The organism is Trichocoleus sp. FACHB-90 (assembly GCF_014695505.1).
GTDB lineage: Bacteria > Cyanobacteriota > Cyanobacteriia > Cyanobacteriales > FACHB-T130 > Funiculus > Funiculus sociatus.
This window is the reverse complement of the sequence record NZ_JACJOK010000032.1, coordinates 40,820-64,705: the sequence shown is the minus strand read 5'-3', so window position 1 is coordinate 64,705 and position 23,886 is coordinate 40,820. Positions and strand designations below refer to the sequence as shown.

21 protein-coding genes and 2 pseudogenes are annotated in these 23,886 nt (G+C 45.5%); 19 read left to right on the top strand and 4 right to left on the bottom strand.

Annotated elements, in window-relative coordinates:
• Positions 1–145 precede the first annotated feature (145 nt).
• Together H6F74_RS09895 and H6F74_RS09890 are read left to right on the top strand one after the other, a co-directional pair.
• Positions 146–6,742, top strand: a complete 6,597-nt coding sequence (locus H6F74_RS09895) for a translocation/assembly module TamB (protein ID WP_190439895.1) — start codon at positions 146–148, stop codon at positions 6,740–6,742.
• 305 nt (positions 6,743–7,047) lie between these two features.
• Positions 7,048–9,522: an ATP-dependent Clp protease ATP-binding subunit gene (locus tag H6F74_RS09890; RefSeq protein ID WP_190439882.1), complete on the top strand. Its 2,475-nt coding sequence runs from the start codon at positions 7,048–7,050 to the stop codon at positions 9,520–9,522.
• A 78-nt stretch (positions 9,523–9,600) separates the two neighbouring features.
• Here H6F74_RS09890 and H6F74_RS09885 read toward each other — a convergent pair whose 3' ends face one another.
• From H6F74_RS09885 to H6F74_RS30945, 3 genes are read right to left on the bottom strand one after another with little or no spacing between them, the layout of a single operon-like run.
• Positions 9,601–10,044 carry a helix-turn-helix domain-containing protein gene (locus H6F74_RS09885; protein ID WP_190439880.1) on the bottom strand — a complete coding sequence of 148 codons (444 nt, stop codon included), beginning with the start codon at positions 10,042–10,044 and terminating at the stop codon, positions 9,601–9,603.
• A complete protein-coding gene (locus tag H6F74_RS30950) occupies positions 9,995–10,099 on the bottom strand; it encodes a type II toxin-antitoxin system HigB family toxin (RefSeq protein ID WP_347269500.1) in 105 nt (34 codons plus the stop codon). Before H6F74_RS30950 ends, H6F74_RS09885 begins: the two co-directional genes overlap by 50 nt.
• Positions 10,100–10,156: 57 nt before the next feature.
• Positions 10,157–10,297 carry a hypothetical protein gene (locus tag H6F74_RS30945; RefSeq protein WP_347269496.1) on the bottom strand — a complete coding sequence of 47 codons (141 nt, stop codon included), beginning with the start codon at positions 10,295–10,297 and terminating at the stop codon, positions 10,157–10,159.
• Positions 10,298–10,515: 218 nt separating this feature from the next.
• Here H6F74_RS30945 and H6F74_RS09875 point away from each other — a divergent pair, with 218 nt between their 5' ends.
• The 6 genes from H6F74_RS09875 to H6F74_RS09850 all read left to right on the top strand — a co-directional run bounded on the left by H6F74_RS09875 (position 10,516) and on the right by H6F74_RS09850 (position 13,676).
• Positions 10,516–11,046, top strand: coding sequence for a methylated-DNA--[protein]-cysteine S-methyltransferase (locus tag H6F74_RS09875; protein WP_277875788.1), 531 nt, complete (start codon positions 10,516–10,518; stop codon positions 11,044–11,046).
• A gap of 116 nt (positions 11,047–11,162) precedes the next feature.
• On the top strand, positions 11,163–11,303 hold the full coding sequence (locus tag H6F74_RS30475; protein ID WP_190439866.1) for an element excision factor XisH family protein: 141 nt from the start codon (positions 11,163–11,165) through the stop codon (positions 11,301–11,303).
• Positions 11,291–11,635 (top strand): XisI protein, encoded by a 345-nt coding sequence (locus H6F74_RS09865; protein WP_190439864.1) that lies wholly within the window; start codon positions 11,291–11,293, stop codon positions 11,633–11,635. The genes H6F74_RS30475 and H6F74_RS09865 overlap by 13 nt, the downstream gene beginning before the upstream one ends.
• Positions 11,636–11,875: 240 nt before the next feature.
• Complete coding sequence (locus H6F74_RS09860) at positions 11,876–12,634, top strand: hypothetical protein (RefSeq protein ID WP_190439860.1); 759 nt, start codon at positions 11,876–11,878, stop codon at positions 12,632–12,634.
• Between the two features lie 395 nt (positions 12,635–13,029).
• On the top strand, positions 13,030–13,215 hold the full coding sequence (locus H6F74_RS30940) for a hypothetical protein (protein WP_190440041.1): 186 nt from the start codon (positions 13,030–13,032) through the stop codon (positions 13,213–13,215).
• The gene (locus H6F74_RS09850; RefSeq protein WP_190439856.1) at positions 13,212–13,676 is read left to right on the top strand and encodes a type II toxin-antitoxin system VapC family toxin; all 465 of its coding nucleotides are present in this window, start codon (positions 13,212–13,214) and stop codon (positions 13,674–13,676) included. The genes H6F74_RS30940 and H6F74_RS09850 overlap by 4 nt, the downstream gene beginning before the upstream one ends.
• 240 nt (positions 13,677–13,916) lie before the next feature.
• Here the strand turns inward: H6F74_RS09850 and H6F74_RS09845 are convergent, their stop codons facing one another.
• Entirely contained in the window at positions 13,917–14,216 is a 300-nt protein-coding gene (locus H6F74_RS09845; protein WP_190419294.1) for a hypothetical protein, read from the bottom strand.
• Between the two features lie 464 nt (positions 14,217–14,680).
• Here H6F74_RS09845 and H6F74_RS09840 point away from each other — a divergent pair, with 464 nt between their 5' ends.
• The 11 genes and pseudogenes from H6F74_RS09840 (at position 14,681) to H6F74_RS09805 (ending at position 23,578) form a co-directional block, all read left to right on the top strand.
• A complete protein-coding gene (locus H6F74_RS09840) occupies positions 14,681–16,933 on the top strand; it encodes an FdhF/YdeP family oxidoreductase (protein ID WP_190439854.1) in 2,253 nt (750 codons plus the stop codon).
• A pseudogene (locus H6F74_RS30935) lies at positions 16,927–17,004 on the top strand (BrnT family toxin); the annotation flags it as partial. The gene H6F74_RS09840 and the pseudogene H6F74_RS30935, both read left to right, overlap by 7 nt.
• A gap of 7 nt (positions 17,005–17,011) precedes the next feature.
• On the top strand, positions 17,012–18,301 hold the full coding sequence (locus H6F74_RS09835) for a hypothetical protein (RefSeq protein ID WP_190439839.1): 1,290 nt from the start codon (positions 17,012–17,014) through the stop codon (positions 18,299–18,301).
• Positions 18,302–18,464: 163 nt separating this feature from the next.
• Entirely contained in the window at positions 18,465–18,587 is a 123-nt protein-coding gene (locus H6F74_RS30470; protein WP_277875787.1) for a hypothetical protein, read from the top strand.
• Entirely contained in the window at positions 18,584–18,832 is a 249-nt protein-coding gene (locus H6F74_RS09830; protein WP_190439836.1) for a UPF0175 family protein, read from the top strand. Before H6F74_RS30470 ends, H6F74_RS09830 begins: the two co-directional genes overlap by 4 nt.
• On the top strand, positions 18,829–19,323 hold the full coding sequence (locus H6F74_RS09825; RefSeq protein WP_190439833.1) for a DUF3368 domain-containing protein: 495 nt from the start codon (positions 18,829–18,831) through the stop codon (positions 19,321–19,323). Before H6F74_RS09830 ends, H6F74_RS09825 begins: the two co-directional genes overlap by 4 nt.
• Positions 19,324–19,531: 208 nt before the next feature.
• Positions 19,532–19,777 (top strand): hypothetical protein, encoded by a 246-nt coding sequence (locus H6F74_RS09820; RefSeq protein ID WP_190439830.1) that lies wholly within the window; start codon positions 19,532–19,534, stop codon positions 19,775–19,777.
• Between the two features lie 447 nt (positions 19,778–20,224).
• On the top strand, positions 20,225–20,968 hold the full coding sequence (locus H6F74_RS09815; RefSeq protein WP_242021969.1) for a glutathione S-transferase family protein: 744 nt from the start codon (positions 20,225–20,227) through the stop codon (positions 20,966–20,968).
• Between the two features lie 129 nt (positions 20,969–21,097).
• Entirely contained in the window at positions 21,098–21,346 is a 249-nt protein-coding gene (locus H6F74_RS09810) for a UPF0175 family protein (RefSeq protein WP_190439827.1), read from the top strand.
• A pseudogene (locus tag H6F74_RS30930) lies at positions 21,343–21,435 on the top strand (DUF3368 domain-containing protein); the annotation flags it as partial. The gene H6F74_RS09810 and the pseudogene H6F74_RS30930, both read left to right, overlap by 4 nt.
• Before the next feature lie 55 nt (positions 21,436–21,490).
• Positions 21,491–23,578: a hypothetical protein gene (locus H6F74_RS09805; RefSeq protein ID WP_190439824.1), complete on the top strand. Its 2,088-nt coding sequence runs from the start codon at positions 21,491–21,493 to the stop codon at positions 23,576–23,578.
• The last annotated feature ends 308 nt before the right edge of the window (positions 23,579–23,886 follow it).

Genomic DNA, 23,886 nt, shown 5'->3' with positions numbered 1-23,886 from the left:
TAAGATCAGCACTCAAAGTTGTTAGGGCCTAGTGTAAACAAGAGTAAAACTTGACTCTCACACACGACAAGCCGATAAAATTCATCTCGATAAGTCTGTAAATCAGCCCTAAAGATACGATCCTTGCCAACTAAGCAAGACTTCTATGACTAACTCCCCAAATCCGGGTAATGAACCAGCTACCGCGTCCAATCGACGTGTATGGCTGCTACTGTTAAGCCGTACTGGCATTGCCCTTGGCCTTTTTTTGCTTGTTGGAATTGCCGGCGGCGTTTGGTGGGCGTGGGTTTTTGTCCATCAGCGACTAGCACCGATAGTACAAGAAAATCTCAGTCAGACGCTGAACCGACCCGTACAACTAGGGCAAGTCGAAGGCTTTTCCCCCAACAGTCTGCGGTTCGGTTCCTCCTCAATACCAGCGACACCTACAGACCCGGATCGCGCCTCGGTAGAGGGGGTAAAAGTAATATTTGACCCATTAGCGTTGCTCTTTAACCGCACTTTAAAGCTAGACATCACCCTCGTCAAGCCAGATGTCTATATTGAACAAGACGAAAAAGGGCGTTGGGTATCAACGCAACTGGAGTCAAAAGACGCCAGTGGGCCGATTACAACAGAATTACAAAGCATTCAGGTGCAAAACGCGGACGTATTGCTGTTGCCAAGACCAAAAAAACGGCAGGTAAAGCAGGGGACAAATGCCCAATCGGCAACCCAAAACCGTAAACCTCAAAACACACTCCCCGATGTCGGAAAGCTGGTTCCCACGGGAAAGAAGGGGGCAGAAGCGATCGCATTTACCCAAGTCAACGGCGGTGCTAATTTTCTTGACCAAAACCAGCGAATTCGCTTTAATGCCAACGGTCTACCCGTTGTACCAGTTGCACCACAACAGCAGCCCAATACAACTGCCACCCCCGTACTCGGCAACTTCAAAATTTCCGGCGAATACCGCCCCTCAATTGGACAAACAAACCTGCTAGTTCAAGGGCAGAACCTAAGCGCAGTTGATGTAGATCGCTTAGTCAAACTACCCTTAGATTTACAGGCAGGGCTTCTTGATGGCAACCTTGAAATCCAACTGCGGGATGAACAGCGGCCAACATTTAAAGGAACCGCTGGATTAAAGAACGTAACAGCACAAGTTGGCACCGTCCCCCGACCATTTAACAACGCCAACGGCATCCTGAGATTTAACGGGTATCAGATTGGACTGGAGAATGTAATTACACTTTACGGTCAGGTTCCCGGTGTTGCCAATGGAATTATCGATACCAAAACTGACGGTGGTTACAACATCGCAGCCCAAACAAAACCAGTCACTTTAACCAAAGCCCTAGATACCTTAAAAGTAAACTCCCCAGTACCAGTAAGCGGAGAAGTACGCGCCGACTTACAACTCAAAGGGTCACTGGAAAAGCCAATCCTGTCGGGAACCGCTGTCACCACAAAACCAACCGAACAGTTACCCCTAAAAATAGACAAAGTAAACTTTCAAGGGTTAAGCGGTCAGTTTCAACTAGCGGGTTCAACTCTCTCTATTACAGACATCCGGGCATTGCCAAGTGTTGGCGGTAAGCTGACTGGTAACGGTCGCATCCAGCTGGGTGAAAAAGGCGGACTCGTGTTTGATGTCCTCGCCCAGCAAGTTCCAGGGGATGCCGTTGCCCAAATTTACGGAGTTAAACCAACAAACATCCAAATTGGCACCGTAACTGCCAAGTCACAAGTTTTTGGCACCCCCGGCAACCTGCAAACAGTGGTGCAATTTCAAGCACCACAAGCCACCTACCCAGGAAGCGGAGAAGTCATCGTTACCGAAGACACCACCTTCTTCCGCAACACCACACTTAACGTGGGAGGAGGCATAGTCAAAGCAAAAGGTCAGCTTAACAACGGTCGCTGGCAAGCTTCCGGCATTGCTAATGATGTCCAACTAGCGCGTCTTTCCGAAGTACCGCCGCAATTGCAGTCTGCACAGATAGATGGCACGTTTAATTTATCGGGAAATTTAGGTTCCTCCGCAACCAATACCATTGACGGCACCGCGCAGGGTAGAGTAAATATTGCTGGTGGCACGGTCACAGCATCAAACGTGAAGGTAAACAACGGTCGTTGGCAAGCTTCCGGGCAAGCTTCCGGCGTACAGTTAGCAAAGCTATTTCCCCAACTCCCCCCGCAATTCCAAGGGCAGTTAAATAACGGTTCCTTCAACCTCGCCGGAAATTTAGAAAATGTTAGCGCCGAAACTATACGCGGCAAAGCTTCTGGACGTTTAAATGTGGGTGGTGGCACCGTCAACGCTGCCAATGTGCAGCTAAACAACGGTCGCTGGCAAGCTTCCGGGCAAGCTTCTGGCGTACAGTTAGCAAAGCTATTTCCTCAACTCCCCCCACAATTCCAAGGGCAGTTAAATAACGGTTCCTTCAACCTCGCCGGAAGTTTAGAAAATGTCAGCGCCGAAACTATACGCGGCACAGCTTCTGGACGTTTGAATTTGGGCGCGGGAAGTGTCACCGCCACCAATGTGCAACTAAATAATGGTCGCTGGCAAGCATCTGGACAAGCAACTGATGTGCAGTTAGCAAGACTATTTCCCCAAATTCCGCCGCAATTTCAAGGTCGCCTAAGAAATGGTTCTTTTAATCTGTCAGGGAATTTAGAAAATGTCAGCCCCGAAACCATCAGCGGTACAGCTTCTGGACGTTTAAATTTAGGTGGTGGCACCGTCAACGCCGCCAATGTGCAACTAAATAACGGTCGCTGGCAAGCGTCGGGTGAAGCGTCTGGCGTACAACTTGCAAGAGTCTTTCCCCAACTTCCATCCCAATTCCGAGGGCAGCTAAATAACGGTTCCTTTAATCTGTCAGGAAGTCTGGCAAATGCCAGCCCAGAAACCATCAGCGGTACAGCTTCTGGACGTTTAAATTTAGGTGGTGGCACCGTCAACGCCGCCAATGTGCAACTAAATAACGGTCGCTGGCAAGCGTCGGGCGAAGCGTCTAATGTGCAGTTGGCAAGACTGTTTCCCCAATTCCAAGGCAAGTTAAATAACGGTTCCTTTAACTTGTCGGGCAGTTTGGCGGCTTCGGGCGCGGAAAGTATTACAGGCACAGGTTCTGGAAGCTTGAATTTGGGCGGTGGCACGGTTAATGCTGCCAATGTGCAACTAAATAACGGTCGCTGGCAAGCGTCGGGTGAAGCATCTAATGTCCAACTGGCAGAGGTGTTTCCTCAACTGCCGTCGCAATTCCAAGGCAGGTTAAATAACGGTTCCTTCAACTTGTCGGGCAGTCTGGCGGCTTCGGGTGCGGAAAGTATCAGCGGTACGGCTTCTGGAAGCTTGAATTTGGGCGGTGGCACGGTTAATGCTGCCAATGTGCAACTAAATAACGGTCGCTGGCAAGCTTCTGGACAGGCGGATGGTGTCCAGTTAGCGAGGGTGTTTCCCCAACTGCCGTCGCAATTCCAAGGGCAGTTAAATAATGGTTCCTTCAATTTGTCGGGCAGTCTGGCGGCTTTCACTCCCGCAAGCCTTACGGGGACAGCTTCTGGAAGCCTCAACCTTGGCGGTGGCACTATCACCGCTTCTAATATCCAACTGCAAGACGGTCGCTGGCAGGGGACAATTGCTGCTAATGATGTGGCGCTGGAGGAACTTGCAGAAGCCTTACCAGCTTCGTCACCGATACCGGATGTGCGGGGACGTATAAGCGGGACTTTAAATGCTTCTGGGTCGCTCTTGGACTCCAATCCGGCGGCTATACAAGCAACCGGGCAGGTGCGCGTGGAGGATTTGGTTGCTAATGAGCTGGATTTTGATCCAGTTCTCACCGGGCAAGTTAATTTGGTGCCGGGACAGCGTAGTAGTTTTGAGTTCACAGGCAATCAAAATGACCAAATTTCCTTGGTGCTGTCGCCAAACTATCAACCTTTATCGTTTTTGCTGAAGCGGGACAATGTGGTGGCGCAAGGCGACAGGCGGGGCGATTTGTTTGTGCTGGACGTGGAGAATGTACCCCTGGAGTTGCTGAAGGATTTGGCTCCTAAGAATGTTTTGGCACGGTTGCCAGCTGCGATCGCATCTCAACCCATCGAAGGCAAACTATCGGGAGATATTACCATCAATCTCGAAAACTCTAGCGTAGTCGGGAATGATATCGCGATCGCGCAACCAGTCTTCGGCACCTTTAAAGGCACAGAACTAACCATAGACAGTTTCAGTTATGCCAACGGCAGTGGTACCGTCACCGGAGCCAACTTTACCCAAGGCGAAAGTGAATACTCGCTTGGCGCTAACTTTAACCAAACCCCCAGAGGGCCAGAATTTAAACTTGCCCTCAATGTCGAGCAAGGCAAAATCCAAGATGTACTCCCTTTCCTCCAAATCTTTGATTTACAAGACCTCGCTAGGGGAGGGCAACCACCCACCTATGCCAGAGCCGCCGCCGTCCAACCCCAGTCCGTCGGTTTACCAAATGCCACCCTGCAAAACCAACTGCGCCTATTTTCTGAGATAGAAGCCATACTTGCCGCACAGCAGGAGGAAAGAGACTCTTCTGGAATGCCAGAGCTAGCAGACCTCACAGGCAACTTCTTCACCGCCGAACCAATCATCATCACAGCTTCCCCCCAAGAAGGGATAGAGGCACGCTTTAACTTGGTCGGGAGTGACTGGAAGTGGGGTAAAGAAGAGGAACCAAATCGTCTCTACAAGGCAGATCAAATCTTTGCCAAAGGCAGTTTCCAAGACGGCGTTCTCACCCTCCTGCCCCTGCGAGTAGAATCTGACGAAACTCTGCTGGCCTTCAACGGCATAATTGGGGGAGACGAACAAAGTGGTCTGTTGCGCGTCGCGAATCTACCGATATCACCTTTGCGGCGTTTTGTCAACGTGCCAGTAGATATCGAGGGCGAACTGAATGGAACAGCAGCCATAGCAGGCACCATCACCAATCCCCAAGCTAAAGGCGAACTTAGACTAGCGGATGCAAGACTCAACCAAACCGAAGTCGAAACCGCACGAGGTAGTTTCCAATACAGCAATGCCCGCCTTACCTTCAGCAGCACTATTGACACTGCCCAAGCAGCTGCCGGGACGACCTTGACCGACAATATAACAAGTCCGCAGGCATCCGTAGTAACCCCGCCCCCTTCGGGTTTCCAGTGCTATCGCCAATCAACTGCGATCGCTAATTCCCAATCCCCAACCGCAACCCAAATTAGCGGCAGCATTCCCTTTTACAACGTGCCATTCTCTTCCGTCACCCCAGACAACAACTGCATCAGCCTGGATGTGAACGTAAGAAACGAGGGACTTTCCCTGCTGAACCTGCTTAGCCGTTCTGCCGTTTCTTGGAAAGATGGAACTGGGCAGGTACAACTCAGAGTTGACGGTGCAGTTGACCCTACCACAGGCAGAATCAACCAACGCCAACTTGTAGCAGCTGGAAGCGCGACAGTCAAGAATGCAACTATCGAAGCGCAAGCTTTACCTGAACCGCTTACTGATGTCAACGGCACAGTCCGGTTTAACTTTGACCGCCTCAACGTAGTGGAACTGCGGGGTAATTTTAGCGGCGGTCAAGTGGTAGTCTCCGGTTCCATCCCCCTCTCAGACGCAGCACAAGGAACAAATGGGGAACAAATCAACGTTAGCCTCGAAAAACTAGCCTTGAATTTGAAGGGACTATACAATGGCGGTGTCAACGGCAACGTCCAGATTTCCGGCTCGGCGTTGAGTCCACAAATTGGCGGTCAAGTGCTGCTTGCTGATGGTCGAGTGCTGTTAGGAGAAACAAGAGGCGGAGGCGGAAACGGGGCGGCTTCTGCACCCAACGGAGGCGCTGCAACTGAAGCCGCCCAACCTCTCAACCCAGGATTCAATAATCTGCTGATAAATCTGGGCGAAAGTGTGGAAATCTCCCGCCCACCGCTTTTGGCCTTTTTGGCAGAGGGTGACTTGAGACTCAATGGGACGCTGGATGACATTGAGCCGAGTGGAAAAATTCGACTAAAGCGGGGTCAGGTAAATCTGTTTACCACTCAGTTTAGGTTGGCTTCCGGTTACGAACATACGGCTGTGTTTGTTCCCAGTCAGGGACTAGATCCCAATTTAGATATTCGTCTGGTGGCATCGGTTCCAGAAGTGACGCGCAGCCGAATTGCTACTATCAGCAACACGGGTATTACTAGCAACGAGATTAGCGATGTTCCGGCTACCAATCTGGGCGCTTTGGGGACTGTTCGCATCGAAGCCAGAGTAACGGGAGCTGCGAGTGAATTGGCAGATAACCTCGATCCTACGAGTAATCAGCCGAGTAACCTAGAACTGACAAGTAATCCGTCCCGCAGCGAAACTGAAATTATTGCTTTATTGGGTGGCAGTTTTGTGGATACGCTGGGGGGAGACCCTACTCTGGGACTGGCGAATTTGGCTGGTTCGGCGCTTTTGACACCTTTCCAGAATGTGGTGGGCGATGCTTTGGGATTGAGTGAGTTTCGCTTGTTCCCGACGCAGGTTACTGATGATAAGTCGCGTACTTCTACACTGGGCTTGGCGGCAGAGGTGGGGGTTGATATCACGCCTAAGCTTTCTGGTTCTGTCTCGAAGGTTTTGACGAATAGTCAGGCTCCCCAGTTTAACGTCCGCTACCGGGTGAATGATGAGATTCTGCTGCGGGGCGGTACGGATTTGTCTGGCGACCACAGGGGAGTGGTGGAGTATGAGAAACGCTTCTAGAAGTTATTTCTCGTTCCCAGTCTCCGGCTGGGAAAGCATTCCGGGAGGCTCTGGACTCCCGGAATACGTCAATTTAAGATGAGGCAGAGCCTCTAAATAGGCATTCTCAGGCTGCTGGCTGGGAACGAGAATGTCTTCCTTAATCCTCACAGGGGGGCAACTACTGCTTAGTTCTTACGGTTGTTACCACTGCGATCGCATCCTTCGTAACGATACATTATGAATACGAAGTACATAAAAGTTTATGCCTGGGGAAACATCCATTTCCCTGAAGCAGAAAACAGCTCGGTAGAGGATTACCCGCCATGTTTGAACTCTTCACTACAGAAGCCGTTAGAGTAGTCATGTTAGCCCAGGAAGAAACACGTCGCCTGGGACACAGCCTCGTGGGAACCGAGCAAATCCTTCTTGGCTTGATTGCAGAAGGTACGGGAGTAGCTGCTAAAGTGTTGACTGACGCTGGTGTCACTCTCCCAAAAGCACGCAACGAGGTTGTAAAAATTATTGGTCGGGGATCTCGCTTTGTACCAGCTGAAATTCCCTTCACCCCCAAGGCAAACCGCGTTTTTGAGCAATCTCTGCAAGAATCTAAGTCTCTGGGACACAACTACATTGGCACAGAACACCTGTTGCTAGGACTGGTTCAAGAGGGTGAAGGCGTTGCTGCAAAGGTTTTGGCAAATCTAGGAGTAGATCCCTCGAACCTCCGCACCGCCGTAATTCAGATGCTGGGAGAAGTGGCAGCTGTTCCCGCTGGCGCACGACAAGAGCGCTCGTCTTCCCAGCGTTCCAACCAGACAGCCACATTAGACGAGTTTGGGACTAATCTTACCAAACTAGCAGCAGAAGGTAAACTCGATCCAGTCGTTGGTCGGGAAAAGGAAATTCAACGTGCTATCCAGATTTTAGGTCGCCGCACCAAGAATAATCCAGTATTGATCGGGGAGCCGGGAGTTGGTAAAACTGCGATCGCTGAAGGTTTAGCGCAGCGTATCGTTAATAAAGATATTCCCGATACCCTGGAAGATAAGCAAGTCATCAGCCTAGATATGGGGACGCTTGTCGCTGGAACCAAATTCCGGGGCGAATTTGAAGAACGTCTCAAGAAAATCATTGAGGAAATTCGCGCCTCCGGAAATATCATCTTGGTAGTTGACGAAGTTCACACCTTGATTGGTACTGGTTCGGCTGAAGGTGGCATGGATGCTGCTAATATCATGAAACCTGCTTTGGCGCGTGGTCAGTTGCAGTGCATGGGGATGACGACTCTGGATGAGTACCGCCAGCATATCGAACGGGATGCAGCTTTGGAGCGTCGCTTCCAACCGATTATGGTAGGTGCGCCCAGCGTGAGTGAAACTATCGAGATTTTAATTGGTCTGCGCGATCGCTACGAGCAGCACCACAAGGTTAAAATCTCTAATGAGGCTCTAGTTGCAGCCGCAAGCTTGAGCGATCGCTACATCTCAGATCGTTACTTACCAGATAAGGCAATTGACCTGATGGATGAGGCTGGTTCTCGCGTCCGTCTGCGAAATACTAAACCTTCTGCAAATGGGGAACTCAAGCGCGAACTGCGTCAAGTTACCACAGCCAAAGAGGAAGCAGTCAAGGCGCAAGATTTTGACAAAGCGGGAGTATTACGCGATCGCGAGTTGGAACTTGAGGCACAATTGAAAGCAACCAAAGACAACAAAAAGTCTGAGGTTATCGCCGCAAACGCCCCTGTTGTTGACGAGGAAGATATCGCTCAAATCGTTGCTTCATGGACTGGCGTACCTGTCAACAAACTCACTGAATCCGAGTCTGAGTTGCTGCTGCACTTGGAAGACACTCTGCACCAGCGTCTCATCGGTCAAGAGGAAGCTGTCACCGCCGCCTCGAAAGCCATTCGCCGCGCACGAGTTGGTCTAAAAGATCCAAATCGTCCTATCGCCAGCTTTATTTTCTCAGGGCCTACCGGAGTTGGTAAGACGGAATTAGCGAAAGCTTTAGCAGCTTACTTCTTCGGTTCTGAAGAAGCCATGATTCGACTTGATATGTCAGAATTCATGGAAAGCCACACCGTTTCTAAGCTGATTGGTTCGCCTCCCGGCTACGTGGGATACGACGAAGGCGGTCAGTTAACCGAAGCTGTGCGTCGTAAGCCTTACACGGTGGTACTATTCGACGAAATCGAAAAAGCTCACCCTGATGTTTTCAATATGTTGCTGCAACTCTTGGACGATGGTCGATTGACTGATTCCCAAGGACGTACAGTAGACTTCAAGAACACTTTGATCATCATGACCTCGAACATCGGTTCTAGAATCATTGAGAAAGGCGGCGGCGGTCTAGGCTTCGAGTTCTCTGACAATCAAGCCGAGTCTAACTATAATCGGGTTCGCGCTTTAGTGAATGAAGACCTCAAGCAACACTTCCGTCCAGAGTTCCTGAACCGTCTCGACGAGATCATTGTCTTCCGTCAGTTGAGTAAGGAAGAGGTGAAGCAGATTGCAGACATTATGATTCGCGAAATTTCCAGTCGCTTGACCGAACAAGGAATTACTCTGGAAGTAAGCGATCGCTTCAAAGAGCGCGTAGTAGCAGAAGGTTATAGTCCTGCTTATGGTGCGAGAAGTCTCCGCCGTTCCATCATGCGACTCTTAGAAGACAACTTAGCTGAAGCCATGCTATCTGGTCAAATCAAAGATGGAGATACCGCCATCCTTGACGTTGACGATGACAATCAGATTCAGGTAGTCAAATCTGAACAGCGAGAGTTACTTCCTGTAAGTTAACCTCACCAGTTACGCGATTGATTAGCTAAGATTTAGCACTTTTATCCCCTGGCATTTCTGCCAGGGGATTTTTTTTATTCAGACACCTTTGCTAAAAAAAACGGCTGGCGAAATATGGAAAAAATCAGCCAATTTTTGAATATGTTCTACCGTTAGCTGGCGCTTGCCGTTCAGCACTGCCGAAACAATAGATTCAGTTTTAAAAATTGGAACTAAATCTTTCTGTCGTAGATTCAATTCAACCATTAGTGCTTTAATTAGCTCTACACCCTGAAGAGTAGGTAAAGGATGATGAAGTTCTTCGTAATCGTGAACTAAGCTACCTAACACATTGAGATAGTCCTGCTCGTCTGGTGTCAGTTTACCGCGATCTATTAAAGAATCTATCACCTGTTGCGTAGCAATAAAATCCTCTTCTGTCGCGATGGGACGCGGAGGGAAAGCCTTGAGTAGTGACATATACTCGCTAGTGCTACGTGTACCAGGGGTCGTTTTTCCAGTCTTGTGTGTCGTATTCTGCATGAGTAAGAATATTGCGAATAAAGACTTTTTTGTATTTATAGTCAACCAAAGTAATCAGGCGATAGTTATTACCACCGATGTTAAAAACGGTCAGATTTTCAACTTGATCGGCTCAAGGGAATATTTCTCTAAGGTCTACAAAATTTTCCCACTGAGCCGCTTTTGTCCGGTCGTACCACAACTGAAGACTTGTTTGAGAATTGGGGTGTTTTTCCCAAAACTCGTTGAGTCTTTTATAGGTGATAATGTGCATGATAGCCTTTTTACAGGCTCATATTAGCAATTTGCGAAGTTAATGTCAAATAAACTGGCGTGGCGATCGCCTAAATGGAATGGGTTACTGATAAGCGATACCTTCGGTGGGCTTCGCCAAAGCATTCCCATGTATGCACAGATGTAAATCTATGTCAAAATTCTATCTAGTATTGCAGGCGATCGCGTTCTGGGAAATTTAAGCAAAAAGGAATTTATATGGTTTCCGATCCAATTTTCTATACCTACATGGATAGCCCTCTGGGACGTATCTTAATCGCGCAAAACTCAGTTGGGCTAGTGGCGATAGACTTTCAAGAAGGGCTGGCTGCAAAGCCTCCAGAAGCCGCTTGGCATTTCCAAAAGAAGCTAGACGGTGACGCCGTTGAGCAACTTCGGGCATATTTCAATGGCGAATTGTATCAATTTACTCTACCACTTGCCCCCATAGGTACGGTGTTTCAACAGCAGGTTTGGAAAGCCCTACAATCGATTCCTTACGGTCAAACGATATCTTATGGAGAAATAGCAAGAAAAATAGGATTACCAACAGCAGCGCGTGCTGTGGGAGCCGCCAACGGTAAAAATCCTCTGTGTATTATTGTGCCTTGCCACCGTGTTATCGGCAGCAACGGCACACTTACAGGTTTCAGAGGTGGAGTCCGTCTTAAAGAAGGTTTACTCGAACTTGAACGTAGACATAGCGCAAAATCTAGTCGGCAATTGACAATGGCTTTAGGCAACAGTTAAAGGCGCGATCGCATTTTTTTCTGTTTCTAGAAGACGTTTTTTGATGCTGTCTTTAATGATGCGATTCTACATGGTAGACGCTTTGCGATCGCCAATGCGAACCAGCTTAAAGACTTGTGACTTATTTTGCTGTCAGTACAGTCGCTCATAACACCTTTTTCAAGCAAGATGTAATTCAACTCATTCTCAATAGACATCAGCTTCCACTCATTGTCGTAAATATAGAAGCAGAGGAAATTACGCAATGGATAAATTAATTGAGTATCCCAAGTTGATTAAACAGATATTGTCTGAGTATGTAGAATTGTGTAACCGCCGCCCGAATCGAGACATCGAGACATTCTTGATTGTGGATGAACCAAAGGGACATTACATCTGGATGAATCTTGGCTGGCAGAAAGGCGATCGGATTGCTGGCATGACCGTCTATGTTCGTATTCGTGATAGTAAGTTTTGGATCGAAGAAGATTGGACTGAAGATGGCATTGCCGCTGACTTAGTTCGTGCAGGTGTCCCTAAAGAAGATATTGTGTTAGCATTCCACGAACCTAAGATGCGACAGTACACAGATTTTGCAGTAGCATCGTAGCGGTGCAGGCTAATAAATTGATGGAGCAAACGAGAGATATCGGTAGGGTTGCAAAAGGAATGCGCCTAGGCGCGATCGCTATCTCTTGTTTCTTCAGAGCAGGCGCGTTACCTAGGAAAAATTTACGGCAGATGCGCTCGCTCTCTCTGTTCCTGATTGCGATCACAACTCCATCCCAAAATACCTCCCACTCTGCTTAAATTACAAATTGGTGAAGCGAAGCAATAAGGATAGCAAGTGATGAAGAATATAAACGAAAATTTGCCTTCGATTCTTATTATTCTGGGTAGTTTGTATTTAGTCTCATTTGTTACATACATTGCTATCTTTCAAGACAAGCTGTTTATCGCTATCGTTAGTTCTTTAGGTACTCTTTTTGTGCAGCGTTATGTAGAGAATCTAAAGAACGAAAGAAAACAGCAAGAGTTTGCCAGACTTACCATTAGCCGAATTAAATGGAGACAGGAAGTTCTGTTTTACTTACGAAAGCATGTTATTCTATCAGCCAATGATAGTACTGAGATTAAAAGATTTATAATTATGAGATATATTAATCAGATCAAGCAAGATGAAGTTTATAAATCAATGCTTAAAGATATTGGCATCCTGCCACTAAATATTCTAAAGTATTTTTCTGAGTATGATTCCAGCTTAAAGAATCTTATTGACTCTTTGGAAGATCATTCGAGTCATGATTCTGGTCAAAGCTTGTATAGCTCAAATGTTCAGGAAAATTTAGCTATTCAAATAATTTACAATGCCATTGATGCAACAGTTACCACAATGCTACTCAGCAAACAAATTCTTAAGGCTCAGAATGAGTTTGAGGCGGATAAGCAATTTTTAATTAGTGAGTATTGGAGGGCTAAAGATGCAATATTACAAGGTGAATATGTCCCTAGTGTTATCCTTAACAGCCTTGCCCAAATTGAAGCAGTATTTAAGGAGCTTGGTATGTCAAACTATATTCAAGTTCCAGCAGCTATCGAAAACCAATAAAGTAATTATTTCTCCCGATAGGCTAGAGAACCCTTAATTGGTGGCATTGTTACGAAGTTAAATCATCTGCCGTAAGCCAAATTACACGAGGTTCCATAAACAGTGACATAGCAGTGAGCCTGGAACAGAAATGGGCGATCGCATTGGTTAGAATAGAAGAAATCTGCTTTCGGACGATCGTTATAATTATGCTCCGAGAAAAGCTCAAACAAGACCTAGACAAGTTAAACGAAGAGCAACTCAAGAAGATTGCTGATTTCATCGCCTTCGTTGAGTTTCAATCCAAACAGGTCGGATCATCTGTTCTATTCTGGCAAAGGGCAACGCCAGCAGAACGGGCTTTCTTCGCCTTCGATGAGTTTCAATCCAGACAGGTCGAATCGTCTGTTCCATTCTTGCAGACTTTGTTGGCCTTCGTTAAGATTCAATCCAGACAGGTCGAATCATCTGTTCCATTCTGGCAAAGGGCAACGCCAGTAGAACGGGCTAGAGAGTTACGTGAATGGGTATCGCAACTTCCCAAAAATAGTCCAAGTCTGCCTGATGAAGCCTTCAGCCGCGACAGCATTTATGAGGAATGACGAGATATCTGCTTGATACTAATGTTGTTTTACGTTTATGCAACCCCTCCGATGTGCAGCATAGCCTTGCAATAGAAGCAATATCCTGTTTACTCACACAGGAAGACGAATGTTTTCTAACAGCGCAAGTGCTTGTTGAACTTTGGGTCGTTGCTACCCGCCCAATTGAAGTGAATGGTTTAGGGTGGGCTGTTGAGCAAACGAGAAACACAGTAGATCAGCTTCTCGATCGCTTTCCGTTGCTAGAGGAAATTCCGCAGATTTTTCCAAATTGGTTAGATTTGGTCACAATTAATAGAGTGATGGGTAAGCGCACTCATGATGTTCGTATCGGTGCAGTGATGCTTGCACATGGAGTTACGCATCTTCTAACTTTCAATCCAAGGGATTTTGCTGGCATATCAGGCATTACAATTGTGCGCCCCCAGGAATTATTAATCCCTGAAACCGATGAGTCCTAGCCTTAACTCTGTTTCTGCAAGGGCAAGAAGTCTATCATTTTTTTTCCTGCCCGTCTTATCTGCGGAATAGTGTATCTTGGTGCGTTGGCAGGATGGGCGATCGCAATCTTGAATATTCCGCAGACAACGCTAGTTTAAGAATATCGTGTTGAGTATTTGCGATCGCTTACGGTGGTTAATCGCTCCTAGAACTCGACAAATTGAAATTTATTGCCCCAGCCAGAGTTTAGATTCAACTACTTAATCAAACAAGCCATCTACCTTTTGACGAAAGGCAATCAAGGCATGATTGCTCGACAACTCCTTCAGGTCTTCTAGCAATTGGTCTGATATCTCTTTTGTGACAACGGTTTTGACTTCAATGTTGGTGTTATAGCCAGCGATATCTCCCATGCGTCTACCGTGACTACCAGCGCCCTTGGCTGGAATAATGGTGTAGCCAGAAGCACCTATTGTGCTGAGCAGCTTAACTAGGCGATCTTGCAATACCGATTCGCAGATGATCGTGACGAGATAGCCCTGGCTGTGAGAAGTGGTCATAAAAATAATAGGAACAGTTGGTGTCCCTATTATTCCACAGAGCAGTTGCAGGCTAGGGAATGGCACCCGAAAATCTGCATAAGGGCTGAGATCCCACTACGATTGAAAAGGCTAGAGGCTGTTTGAAAGGCTAGTTTTCCTGTAAAAAGGCTCTCACAGGCATAAGAGGCAAACTGACAACTCAGCGGTTTGCGATCGCACATCGATAGCGGTTCTCGGTTGGGTGGAATATATCGCGGTTCTTTTGTTTTCCCCACCAAGGCTAGGGACATGGCAATGTGTCCCTACAGATGTATCCTATCCAACCCTTGAATCCCTATATACAACAATCGTGCGAGAAAAGTTTAGATGAGTTAACCTGATTTCAAGTCCCTCTAGATAGTATTTTGCTCAAGATAAATTCAGAGGGATAGAACGCATTCCAGGCTGACGGATGAGTGGCGCTGCATTCAAGAGGAAGCTGTATGGACGCAGAAATTAAACCAGAAGACGCAACTAAAGCAACCAGCAATACTCCAGAAATGGGTGGCGGTTTGCCCGTCGTGCAATATTGGGCAGAGCATACCCTATCACCCGAAGGGCCAAAACTGTGGCAAACGTTGTTGCATAAAAGTGCTTGCTTGTCGTGTGCTTGGGGAACGGGGGGACAAAAAGGCGGCTTTGCGAACGAGTTGGGGGAAACGATGCAACGCTGCGCCAAAAGCGTAGAGGCAATTTCCGCCGAGTTGCAACCAGCCGTCTCGACCCATTTTTTCGACAGCCACAGTATCGCCGAACTTCAAGAGTTAACTTCCTTAGAAGCGGATCGGCTGGGTCGTCTCAGTTTTCCAGTCATTCTGCGCGAGGGGAAATCTCATTACGAGCGGATTTCCTGGGATGAGATTTACGAGATTAGCGAAGCTGGTTTTCGCAAGTCGCCGGAACGAGTCGCCTCCTATAGTTCTGGGAGATCGTCGAATGAAGCGGCTTATCTGCTGCAACTGATGATGCGATCGCTAGGGTCGAATCATTTGGCAGATTGCTCGGATTTGTGCCACGTCCCCTCGACGGTGGGACTGAAGCAGATGTTTGGTTCTGGCACCTCAATGGTGAGTCTGGATAGCCTGAAAAAGGCAGACTGCGTGGTGCTGATCGGGTCAAATGCGCCTGCTAACCATCCGCGCTTGATGAACGAACTGATCGAGTTGCGCGATCGCGGTGGCAAAGTTATTGTCGTTAATCCAGTAGTGGAAGTGGGGTTAGTCAAGTTTGCTTCCCCAGCATTTCCCCTCAAGTCGCTATTTACTGGATCGGAGATTTCCTCACTTTATCTGCAACCGATTCCCGGTAGCGATGTGGCGCTATTTATCGGCATCCAAAAAGCGCTAATTGAACGCAACTTAATTCAAACAGATTATCTTTGCGCCCATGCTGAGGGTTGGGAAGCGGTTGTCGATTATGCTGGCTCTATTTCGTGGGATGCGATCGCGCAAACTTGCGGTATTTCTCTAGCAGAGATCGAAGTCGCCGCAGAAATAATCGCCGCTTCTAAGGGTGTGGTGTTTGCTTGGGCGATGGGTGCAACGCAGCAAGAAAACGGCGTGGATAACATCTATGCGATCGCTAACACCGCTTTGCTGACAGGTAATGCTGGCAAAGAGGGCGGCGGTACGATGCCGATCCGGGGACACTCCAACGTCCAAGGTTTTGGCTCGATGGGAGTGACAGTCCAACTCAAAAAAGAGATTCAAGAAGCGCTAGAGAAATTGCTAGGGCGATCGCTCAACCGCAACCCTGGATATCGCGATCGCGACTTAATTGATGCGGCTGATGCAGGTAAAGTAGACACGTTGATTTGCCTGGGTGGAAATCTGTATGCGGCGAACCCCGACTTAAATCAGGCAAAGCGTGCTTTAGGCAATATTGATACCATTATCTACCTCGCCACTAAACCGAATTTAGGACACTTTCACGGTTTAGCGCAGAAAAATACCATCATCATTCCCGTATTTAACCGCTTTGAAAATCCGCACCAAACTACTACGGAATCGGGCAACAATTTTGTGCGGCTGAATGATGTTGGCAAAACCCATCTCAAGGATGCGGATCTAATTTCGGAGGTGGAATTTCTCACACAATTAGCCCATCGGATTCTTGGCAGCGATCCGGTTGATTGGCGCAAACTGCAAGATACTAAATATGTCCGTCAACTGATTGCCAAAACGATTCCTGGCTTTGAGCAGATGGCAACGATTGATGAAACCAAGGAAGAATTCACCATCGCCGGGCGCATTTTCAACGAACCCAAATTTGCTACAGCGTCCGGTAAAGCGAATATGTTTGTCACGCCATTACCAGAATTGCATTTACCGGAAGCAAAAGAGTTTGGAGTGCCAGAATTTACACAAGGCATTGTATTAGCATTGATGACAGGACGCAGTTACTCGCAACACAACACGGTAGTTTATAAACCAGGCGACAAATATCGAGGAATGCCCCACCGCAACTGCATTTTAATGAACCCCTTGGATGCAAAAAAATCAGGATGGCAGGAGCATGAGCGAGTGACGGTGCAGGGTGATGCAGGCAAGTTAGAGAATGTTGAAATTATCTTTGGTGGTGTGCGTCAAGGAGCAGCAATGATGTTCTACCCTGAAGTTAATGTCATCTTTAAAGCGCATATAGATAAGCAGTCTGGGATACCTGCATTTAAGCGAGTTCCGGTTGTAGTTTACTAATTGTGTCTTATACGGAAAGAGAAAACTCAATTCGTCTCATTAGTGCAAAAGTTGTTACACGCTCCGAGTGATAAGCCTATGAAGAAGGTTAAGCTAGAAATGGAAGATGAGATGCGCTCCGAATATCACTTAAAAAGCCTACGAATCAGAAGGCTTGGTTCTGAAAGAAAGAGTTTTGGCGGGATAAAGATGGTTGATTTACAGCTTGGCAAAGTACAGACTCACTATTGTGACATTTGTAGTAGTTGGTTGGACTTTTGTTTTGACAGATACACGCTGACGTACGATAGCGTAACAATTTACTTATTAAATATTCCTCTCTTACGTTGCGCTCATTGCGTTAAATACTACTTTCCTGAAAAAACAAAATCATTGCTTTTGACTGTTTTAGATCAAGCTAAAAAATCTGGAAATACTGTGGTTAGACTATCTCCTCGACAAGACTATGAGCGGCGCTTTGAGTATGGGCAAGTTGATTTTCTCTATGATCATAGAGATTATGAAAATATACCAGGGTTGCAAAGACCTTGGAATAATGGTTCCCTAACCCCTGTTTTTTTCAATCTTGCAGTCTTAAACAAGTATTCTCAGCATCCTGATTATCAACTTGATTTATTTTCTAAAACTTATGGAATTATTGAGAAAGGTTCTGAATTTTCTATTGCCTTTGGAATCAATCGCAACAGAAAAGTGTTCATGTGGCTGGGTGACATTGACAAGTTACCACTGAATGAGCAATATTATCTTAGATCCGAGAATGTCGAGTCAGACCACGATTTATATTCAGAATTCTATGAATCCCAAATAGAAGTACAGTTTTCAAATCCTTCACCTGAGAATTTTCTATTCCATGTTAGGTCGGAAACTAATCAGACTTGTCGGGAAGAACGGGGAGGATATCTTCACACCTTTGAAGGAGAAATTAGTAAAGTTATAGAGAATCTAGATAGACCAGTCTTTTGGCAAGAAAAGCATGTTAAACCAGTTGTAGAAGCTCTTAATGAAGTTATGGTTGAGAGCTTGGATACACAGTTTCTTAAAGGCGAACTTAAAGATTTGTGTAGGAAAGATGATCTTAAAGGTCTTGGCTCTTTGAAGCTTTTTGAAAAGTGGATAGATAAAGTTCTGAAGTGCCCCAAATTTGCTGATATAGCGCTTCCATTTTATGTGCTGTATGATTTTCGTATTTTAAGCTCACATCTAATTTTAGATGCCAGAAGAGAAGCAACTCTTAGAAGTATTAACCAAAGACTTGGGCTGGCTGAGGATAATGCAAATTATGAGCTAATCTATGATGTATTAATTGGTAAATTGAAAGAATCTTATGAAATTATTTTCGCTCATCTTCAGGCTCAGCCCTCAAAATGACATTTAACACCTCAGTGTAGGCGCATCCATCTTGCAAAAACGCTGAACCTTGCACTCGCCCAATGCTCAGGGATAGGCGGAAAAGAACTAGGTATTTTGTTGAGTTCTTGACATAGAAGAAGGACACAGAAATCAGTTAGATAGCACTGAACCTGAAGCAGAAATGAGCGATCGCTCTTACACTTCATTATTCTCAGCGTGCGATCGCCAGTCCGGAGATGCGATCTGCATGGAAGGTTTCTTAAGCTACTCTAAAAGTGTGACTGGTGAGGCAATGCTGCTATGAGTGTCATAATCTCAGACGAAATCCTGCAAGCATCTGGGCTTACTCCAAGCGAGTTTCGCCAAGAAATTGCGTTGTACCTGTTCCAGACAGGTCGCTTAACCTTGGGCTATGCTAGTCAATTAGTGGATATGCAACCTCATGCCTTTCGCCAACTCCTCAAGCAGCGAAATATCCCGCTTTACTCCTACGATGTTGAAGACTTTGAGCTTGACTTAAAAAACTTGCGGGAGTTGGGACGGCTTTGATTGTTATCAGCGATACATCAGCTATTACAAATTTGGCAGCAATTCAACACTTGCACCTTCTACCTCAACTCTATAATCAAGTCACTATTCCCGAAGCAGTTTATCGCGAACTTGCAGACATCGATCCTCCCGTTCCCGGAACCCTCGAAGTTCAAGCTGCTCCTTGGCTTGAAGTTAGAAAAATTGTAAATCGCAATGCTGTTGAAAGACTTCAGCGCGAAGTGAGGTTAGACCCTGGAGAGTCTGAAGCGATCGCCCTTGCTCTAGAACTTAGCGCAGACTTACTATTAATTGATGAGCGTCGCGGCAGAGCAGAAGCCGATCGCTTAGGGCTAAAGATTACTGGACTGTTAGGTATTTTAGTCGAGGCTAAACACCAAAATCTAATTGTTGCCGTCAAACCCCTACTGGATGCCACGATCGCTACATCAGAATTTAGAGTATCTTCAGCCCTGTACAATCAGATTTTAGAGATGGTGGATGAAGCTTGATTTTAAAGCCAGGTAAGAAGCGATCGCAATTACGCCTTGTTATTCCAGTTAGATGGCAGTGAGCCTGAAGTAGGAATGAGCGATCGCAACTTTGAATATGTCGCAGACTAGCTATCTGACGAACTAATCCGAAGTTAAAACAAATTTCATTAACAATGGTTTGCTAGAATGACCTACACAGGCGCGGGTATTAGAAAAAACAAGTTATATGTCTATAGTTATCTCTCTTAGTCCAGAAGTCGAAGCGAAACTTCGTGAAAAAGCTGCACAACAAGGGCAAGATATTAGTGTTGTTGCTGCCCAATTGCTAGCTCGGATTTTGGAATGGGAGTTGCAAGACTCACAAGAAGCTGTTGCAGGTATTCAGCGTGGCTTAGATGCTTTTGAGGCAGGGCGTTCCCGTTCATTTCAGGAGTTTGCTGAGGAACAACGTCTTGACAACTCTCCGCCCTAGAAGGGCAGAGATTCTTGTATCATTCAGTCCACTTAATAAGTACAGCTTCGGAGTACTTACCAGAGATGGTTCTGTCCTCAAGCTTTCGACTCATTGCAGAGTCTTGTTCCCGTGTGCCCCACGGTACAATTCAAAACCCAAAATACTGGTTTCTCTGGTACTTGTTGCTCGAAGTTTTTACCCGCACAAGCTTTTCTGCGCGGAACCCCATAACTTCAGTTTTCAAGGTGCGTTGCCTTCAGGCGACTGGGTTTTTAATGTGGTTGAATACCCTAGCCACATTACAATATTATCACGACCAAGAATAAAAAGTCGTCCTAAAAGGACGAGGCTTTAGACCCTGTAATTTTCGGTAAGTCAGAAGCAGAAATGAGCGATCGCATTTCAATATTTTTGCCCAATAGACAGTTTAACGTGGGGTTTTCACTCATGTGACCGCCGGTTTGTATGCCTCAAACAGCTCGTTCGGCAGTTCTCCCCCTACTAGCTGAGGCGATCGCAGTTAGTCACCGAGTATTATTATCACTGTCGAACAAAAGGATTGGAGATTTACAGATAATGCCAGCGATCGCTATTTACGGCATTCCTCTCAGCACTTACGTTCGTACTGTCCGGTTGTTGCTTGAGGAAGCAGGTGCAGACTATGACCTCAAAGAAGTCGGTATTTTCAACGGTGAAAACACCTCAGCCGAGTACCTAGCCAAAAATCCGTTCGGTAAAGTCCCGACTCTCGAAGTGGATGGGGAAGTGCTTTATGAGACGGCTGCTATTACCGACTATCTCGATACTGTCGTCGCAAGTAACAAGTTCAGCCCGTCTAATCCGCTGTCTAAGGCTCGGATGCGCCAGATTATGGCAATTATTGATAGCTATTTCTATCCATCTGCAATCAGGACAATTGTCATCCAGCGTCTAATTGTGCCAAGCCAGGGCGGCAAAACAGATGAGGACGCGGTGAAAAATGCGATCGCGCCTGCAAAAACAGCAGCAGAGGCAATTGAGTCGCTGACTGTTGGTAGCCCATATCTGCTAGGCAGCGAATTGAGCATTGCCGATTTCTACCTAATTCCCATCTTCATCTACCTCTCGAAAACGCCAGAGTTTGAGGCAATTACTGCTCAAACTCCTAAACTGAAGACTTGGTGGGATGAAGTGAATAAGCTCAAGAGTGTGAACAAAGTGTGCGCGTAACTTCGTTTTGCATTGTGCGAGACATTTTTATCCCCATCTAAATGCAAGAGCGATCGCTGATTTGTGATTGCGATCGCCAAAAACTTTCTTAGGCTACCCTAAAATTCTGACTGGTGAGGCAATGTTGCTATGAATGTTGTAATCTCAGATGAAATTCTCCAAGCATCTCAACTTACTCCAAGCGAGTTTTGCCAAGAAATTGCCTTGTACCTGTTCCAAACAGGTCGCTTAACCTTGGGCAACGCCAGTCAATTAGTGGATATGCTACCCAATGCCTTTCGCCAGCTACTCAATCAGCGAAATATTCCGCTTTACTCATACGATGTTGAAGACTTTGAGCTTGATTTAAAAAACTTGCGGGAGTTGGGGCGGCTTTGATTGTCATCAGCAATACCTCGGCGATTACAAATTTGGCAGCAATTCAACACTTGCACCTTTTACCTCAACTCTACAATCAAGTCACTATTAGCACAACACAGTATTTACTTACCATAAGTAATCTTCGGCATTAGAAAAACTGATATGGACATACTCTTCAAACAATTAGTTGACTCTACAAAGCCAAGCCTCAACTTAAGTTCTGTAGAGGACTTGACAGGTTTGTATAAGAGCTATGGGATTGAGTATGAGAATAGTTTGACGCCTTATGAGGTTCAGAACCATCTATATAAGACTATTCAAAAGAATCTTGCAGGTAATCAACTGTCCAGAACGCAACTTTTTATTCTTAAAGATCAACTACTTATTACTCACTTTATTAGAAAAGAGCAACTGCAACCTTATTTCGGAATTCTGAAAACTGTTATTGATGCTATCCGTGAGAAAGATAATATTGCAGATGAATCAATTTGTCAAATAGTGAGTTTAGAATTTGAGGATAAATGGCGCACTGCACTCCAAGCCGCCTGGGATTTAACAGTTATCAACCCACAAATACTTGAGTATAATTTGCAGAATTTAGAGCAATCTTATAAAAGACAATTTGTAGTAAGCAACTCTGCAAAATACTTGCAGAGCGAAGGTTGCAATGTCGATATCGAAGATGGAAGAGTTGTAATAAAGGAATCCCAAAAAAGGAGGATAGCTAACCTTATAGAAGCTGATATTAGGTTGTTAGGCGGAATTGAGGCTTTGAGAAGATTATTTGATGTAATAGAGCCTTATCATCACGAGAAACAAGGCAGATATCATCTAGGTAGAACCTTTAATAGTCTAATTCAATCGCATTTCCCATCAATTCCTGTTGGATATCTGCTGAATCTGTGTGTTAAGCATCCACGAAGACAGATACTGATAGCTGTTGAAACTCCTGACAACATTTGGAAAAGAATTTTGCGAAATTCTATTGCATTAACATCTATCCTAGATGTACAACCACACAATCAATTCGCTCTATTGTTCCACAGTACTGACACAATAACTCGCTTCTTACAAGAACTAGCGTTATATGATAACTTATTTTGTCCCACTCAACTACGTCCCTTGGATGTTCCTAAAATGCTACGGGGGCTATTTTCTTGGCTTCCTGAAACCATCCAACAGAATTTAGGATGGACTCCTGAGCAAGCAGCAATGATAGCAGAGAGAATCTTTAAACTAGCTGAGGGTAAACTACATCCAGTAACTTTCCAAGCTGAACAACTATACAAGCTAGCACCAGAATTAGGGAAAGATGAAATTGATAAATTACTTACTGTTTATTCTCATGAAGTAAGTTATGTGAATTATGGCTTTCAGATTCCAGAAGATATTAGTCAGATAAGTGGCGAGAACTTTTTTCAGCATAAGCCCCTAATTCGACTAAATAGAGATGAATATTTATTAATTAGTTCCTCGATTTGTTCCCCCGCTTTTTATGAGGCTATTGTTTCTGAAATTAGAGCAAAAGTGGATTCAAAAGTCAACGATAAAAAACTAGGAGAAGAACTTGAGAACTTTATAAAAAATGAGTTTTCTAAACGAGGTATTAAATTTAACTATGGTTACTATGATGTGCATAGTAAAGGCAAATATCGAGAAATTGATATCGTAGTGGAAGCATCTGAAACCATAATTTTTTTTGAAATAAAGGCAAAAGCTCTGACAAGAAACTCAAGAGCGGGCAGCGACTTAAATCTATTTTTAGATTTGTCAAAATCTCTACTAGATTCACAAATTCAAATCAATGATCATGAAATCTTTATTCGGAAAAATAAATCTATTCCTTTGCAAGATGGCTCTATTTGTGAACTAAACGGTAGAGATATTGCACGAGTATCAGTTACACTTCTCGATTTTGGAAGCTTCCAGGATAGAACTGTCATATTCCAGTTTCTAGAAAATATGTTGTTGGGAAGATTTGATGCCAGTGATGATGCCGATGCAAACAGAGTTATAAGTTTGAATAAGAAGCTTGATAATTTCAAATTGCAGTTTAATGAAATTGTTCTATTAGATCCAAGGAGGACAGGAAATCCTTTCTATAATTGTTGGTTCTTAAGCGTACCTCAATTACTTATACTTCTCGATAATGTAAATTCTAGTGATGACCTAAAACGTGAGCTTTGGAGAACTCGCAGTATCAGTAGAAGTTCCTTAGATTTTTACAGGGAGTATGAATATGCGAGGTAACTTGTAGCGACCGACTAGAGATAACTCTATGAAGGAGTTGATATCGTGAGTCAAGGCTGGAGTAATATAGGTTTCCTTGGTACAGCGCTCGCTACAATAGCTATATTGCGTCCTTAGTTAGTGAAAATGCCGAAATTCGTTGACTAATGTTGTGTAAACAACAGATTCTTCCGAAATAAAATGCTTAAGCAGAAACAGTGAAACTTCGTCCAAACTATATTTAATTGCAGCTAATAATAGCACTATTCCAATAATTTGTAATATGCTAAGTTGCTTAGGTCTGCATGGCTTCTTGGCAGAATCCATAA

Excerpts from the sequence above, each read along its gene's own strand:
- H6F74_RS09895 (WP_190439895.1), top strand. The coding sequence starts at position 146 with ATGACTAACTCCCCAAATCCGGGTAATGAACCAGCTACCGCGTCCAAT.
- H6F74_RS09890 (WP_190439882.1), top strand. The coding sequence starts at position 7,048 with ATGTTTGAACTCTTCACTACAGAAGCCGTTAGAGTAGTCATGTTAGCC.
- H6F74_RS09885 (WP_190439880.1), bottom strand. The coding sequence starts at position 10,044 with ATGCAGAATACGACACACAAGACTGGAAAAACGACCCCTGGTACACGT.
- H6F74_RS30945 (WP_347269496.1), bottom strand. The coding sequence starts at position 10,297 with ATGCACATTATCACCTATAAAAGACTCAACGAGTTTTGGGAAAAACAC.
- H6F74_RS09875 (WP_277875788.1), top strand. The coding sequence starts at position 10,516 with ATGGTTTCCGATCCAATTTTCTATACCTACATGGATAGCCCTCTGGGA.
- H6F74_RS09865 (WP_190439864.1), top strand. The coding sequence starts at position 11,291 with ATGGATAAATTAATTGAGTATCCCAAGTTGATTAAACAGATATTGTCT.
- H6F74_RS09860 (WP_190439860.1), top strand. The coding sequence starts at position 11,876 with ATGAAGAATATAAACGAAAATTTGCCTTCGATTCTTATTATTCTGGGT.
- H6F74_RS09850 (WP_190439856.1), top strand. The coding sequence starts at position 13,212 with ATGACGAGATATCTGCTTGATACTAATGTTGTTTTACGTTTATGCAAC.
- H6F74_RS09845 (WP_190419294.1), bottom strand. The coding sequence starts at position 14,216 with ATGACCACTTCTCACAGCCAGGGCTATCTCGTCACGATCATCTGCGAA.
- H6F74_RS09840 (WP_190439854.1), top strand. The coding sequence starts at position 14,681 with ATGGACGCAGAAATTAAACCAGAAGACGCAACTAAAGCAACCAGCAAT.
- H6F74_RS09835 (WP_190439839.1), top strand. The coding sequence starts at position 17,012 with ATGAAGAAGGTTAAGCTAGAAATGGAAGATGAGATGCGCTCCGAATAT.
- H6F74_RS30470 (WP_277875787.1), top strand. The coding sequence starts at position 18,465 with ATGAGCGATCGCTCTTACACTTCATTATTCTCAGCGTGCGATCGCCAG.
- H6F74_RS09830 (WP_190439836.1), top strand. The coding sequence starts at position 18,584 with ATGAGTGTCATAATCTCAGACGAAATCCTGCAAGCATCTGGGCTTACT.
- H6F74_RS09820 (WP_190439830.1), top strand. The coding sequence starts at position 19,532 with ATGTCTATAGTTATCTCTCTTAGTCCAGAAGTCGAAGCGAAACTTCGT.
- H6F74_RS09815 (WP_242021969.1), top strand. The coding sequence starts at position 20,225 with ATGCCTCAAACAGCTCGTTCGGCAGTTCTCCCCCTACTAGCTGAGGCG.
- H6F74_RS09810 (WP_190439827.1), top strand. The coding sequence starts at position 21,098 with ATGAATGTTGTAATCTCAGATGAAATTCTCCAAGCATCTCAACTTACT.
- H6F74_RS09805 (WP_190439824.1), top strand. The coding sequence starts at position 21,491 with ATGGACATACTCTTCAAACAATTAGTTGACTCTACAAAGCCAAGCCTC.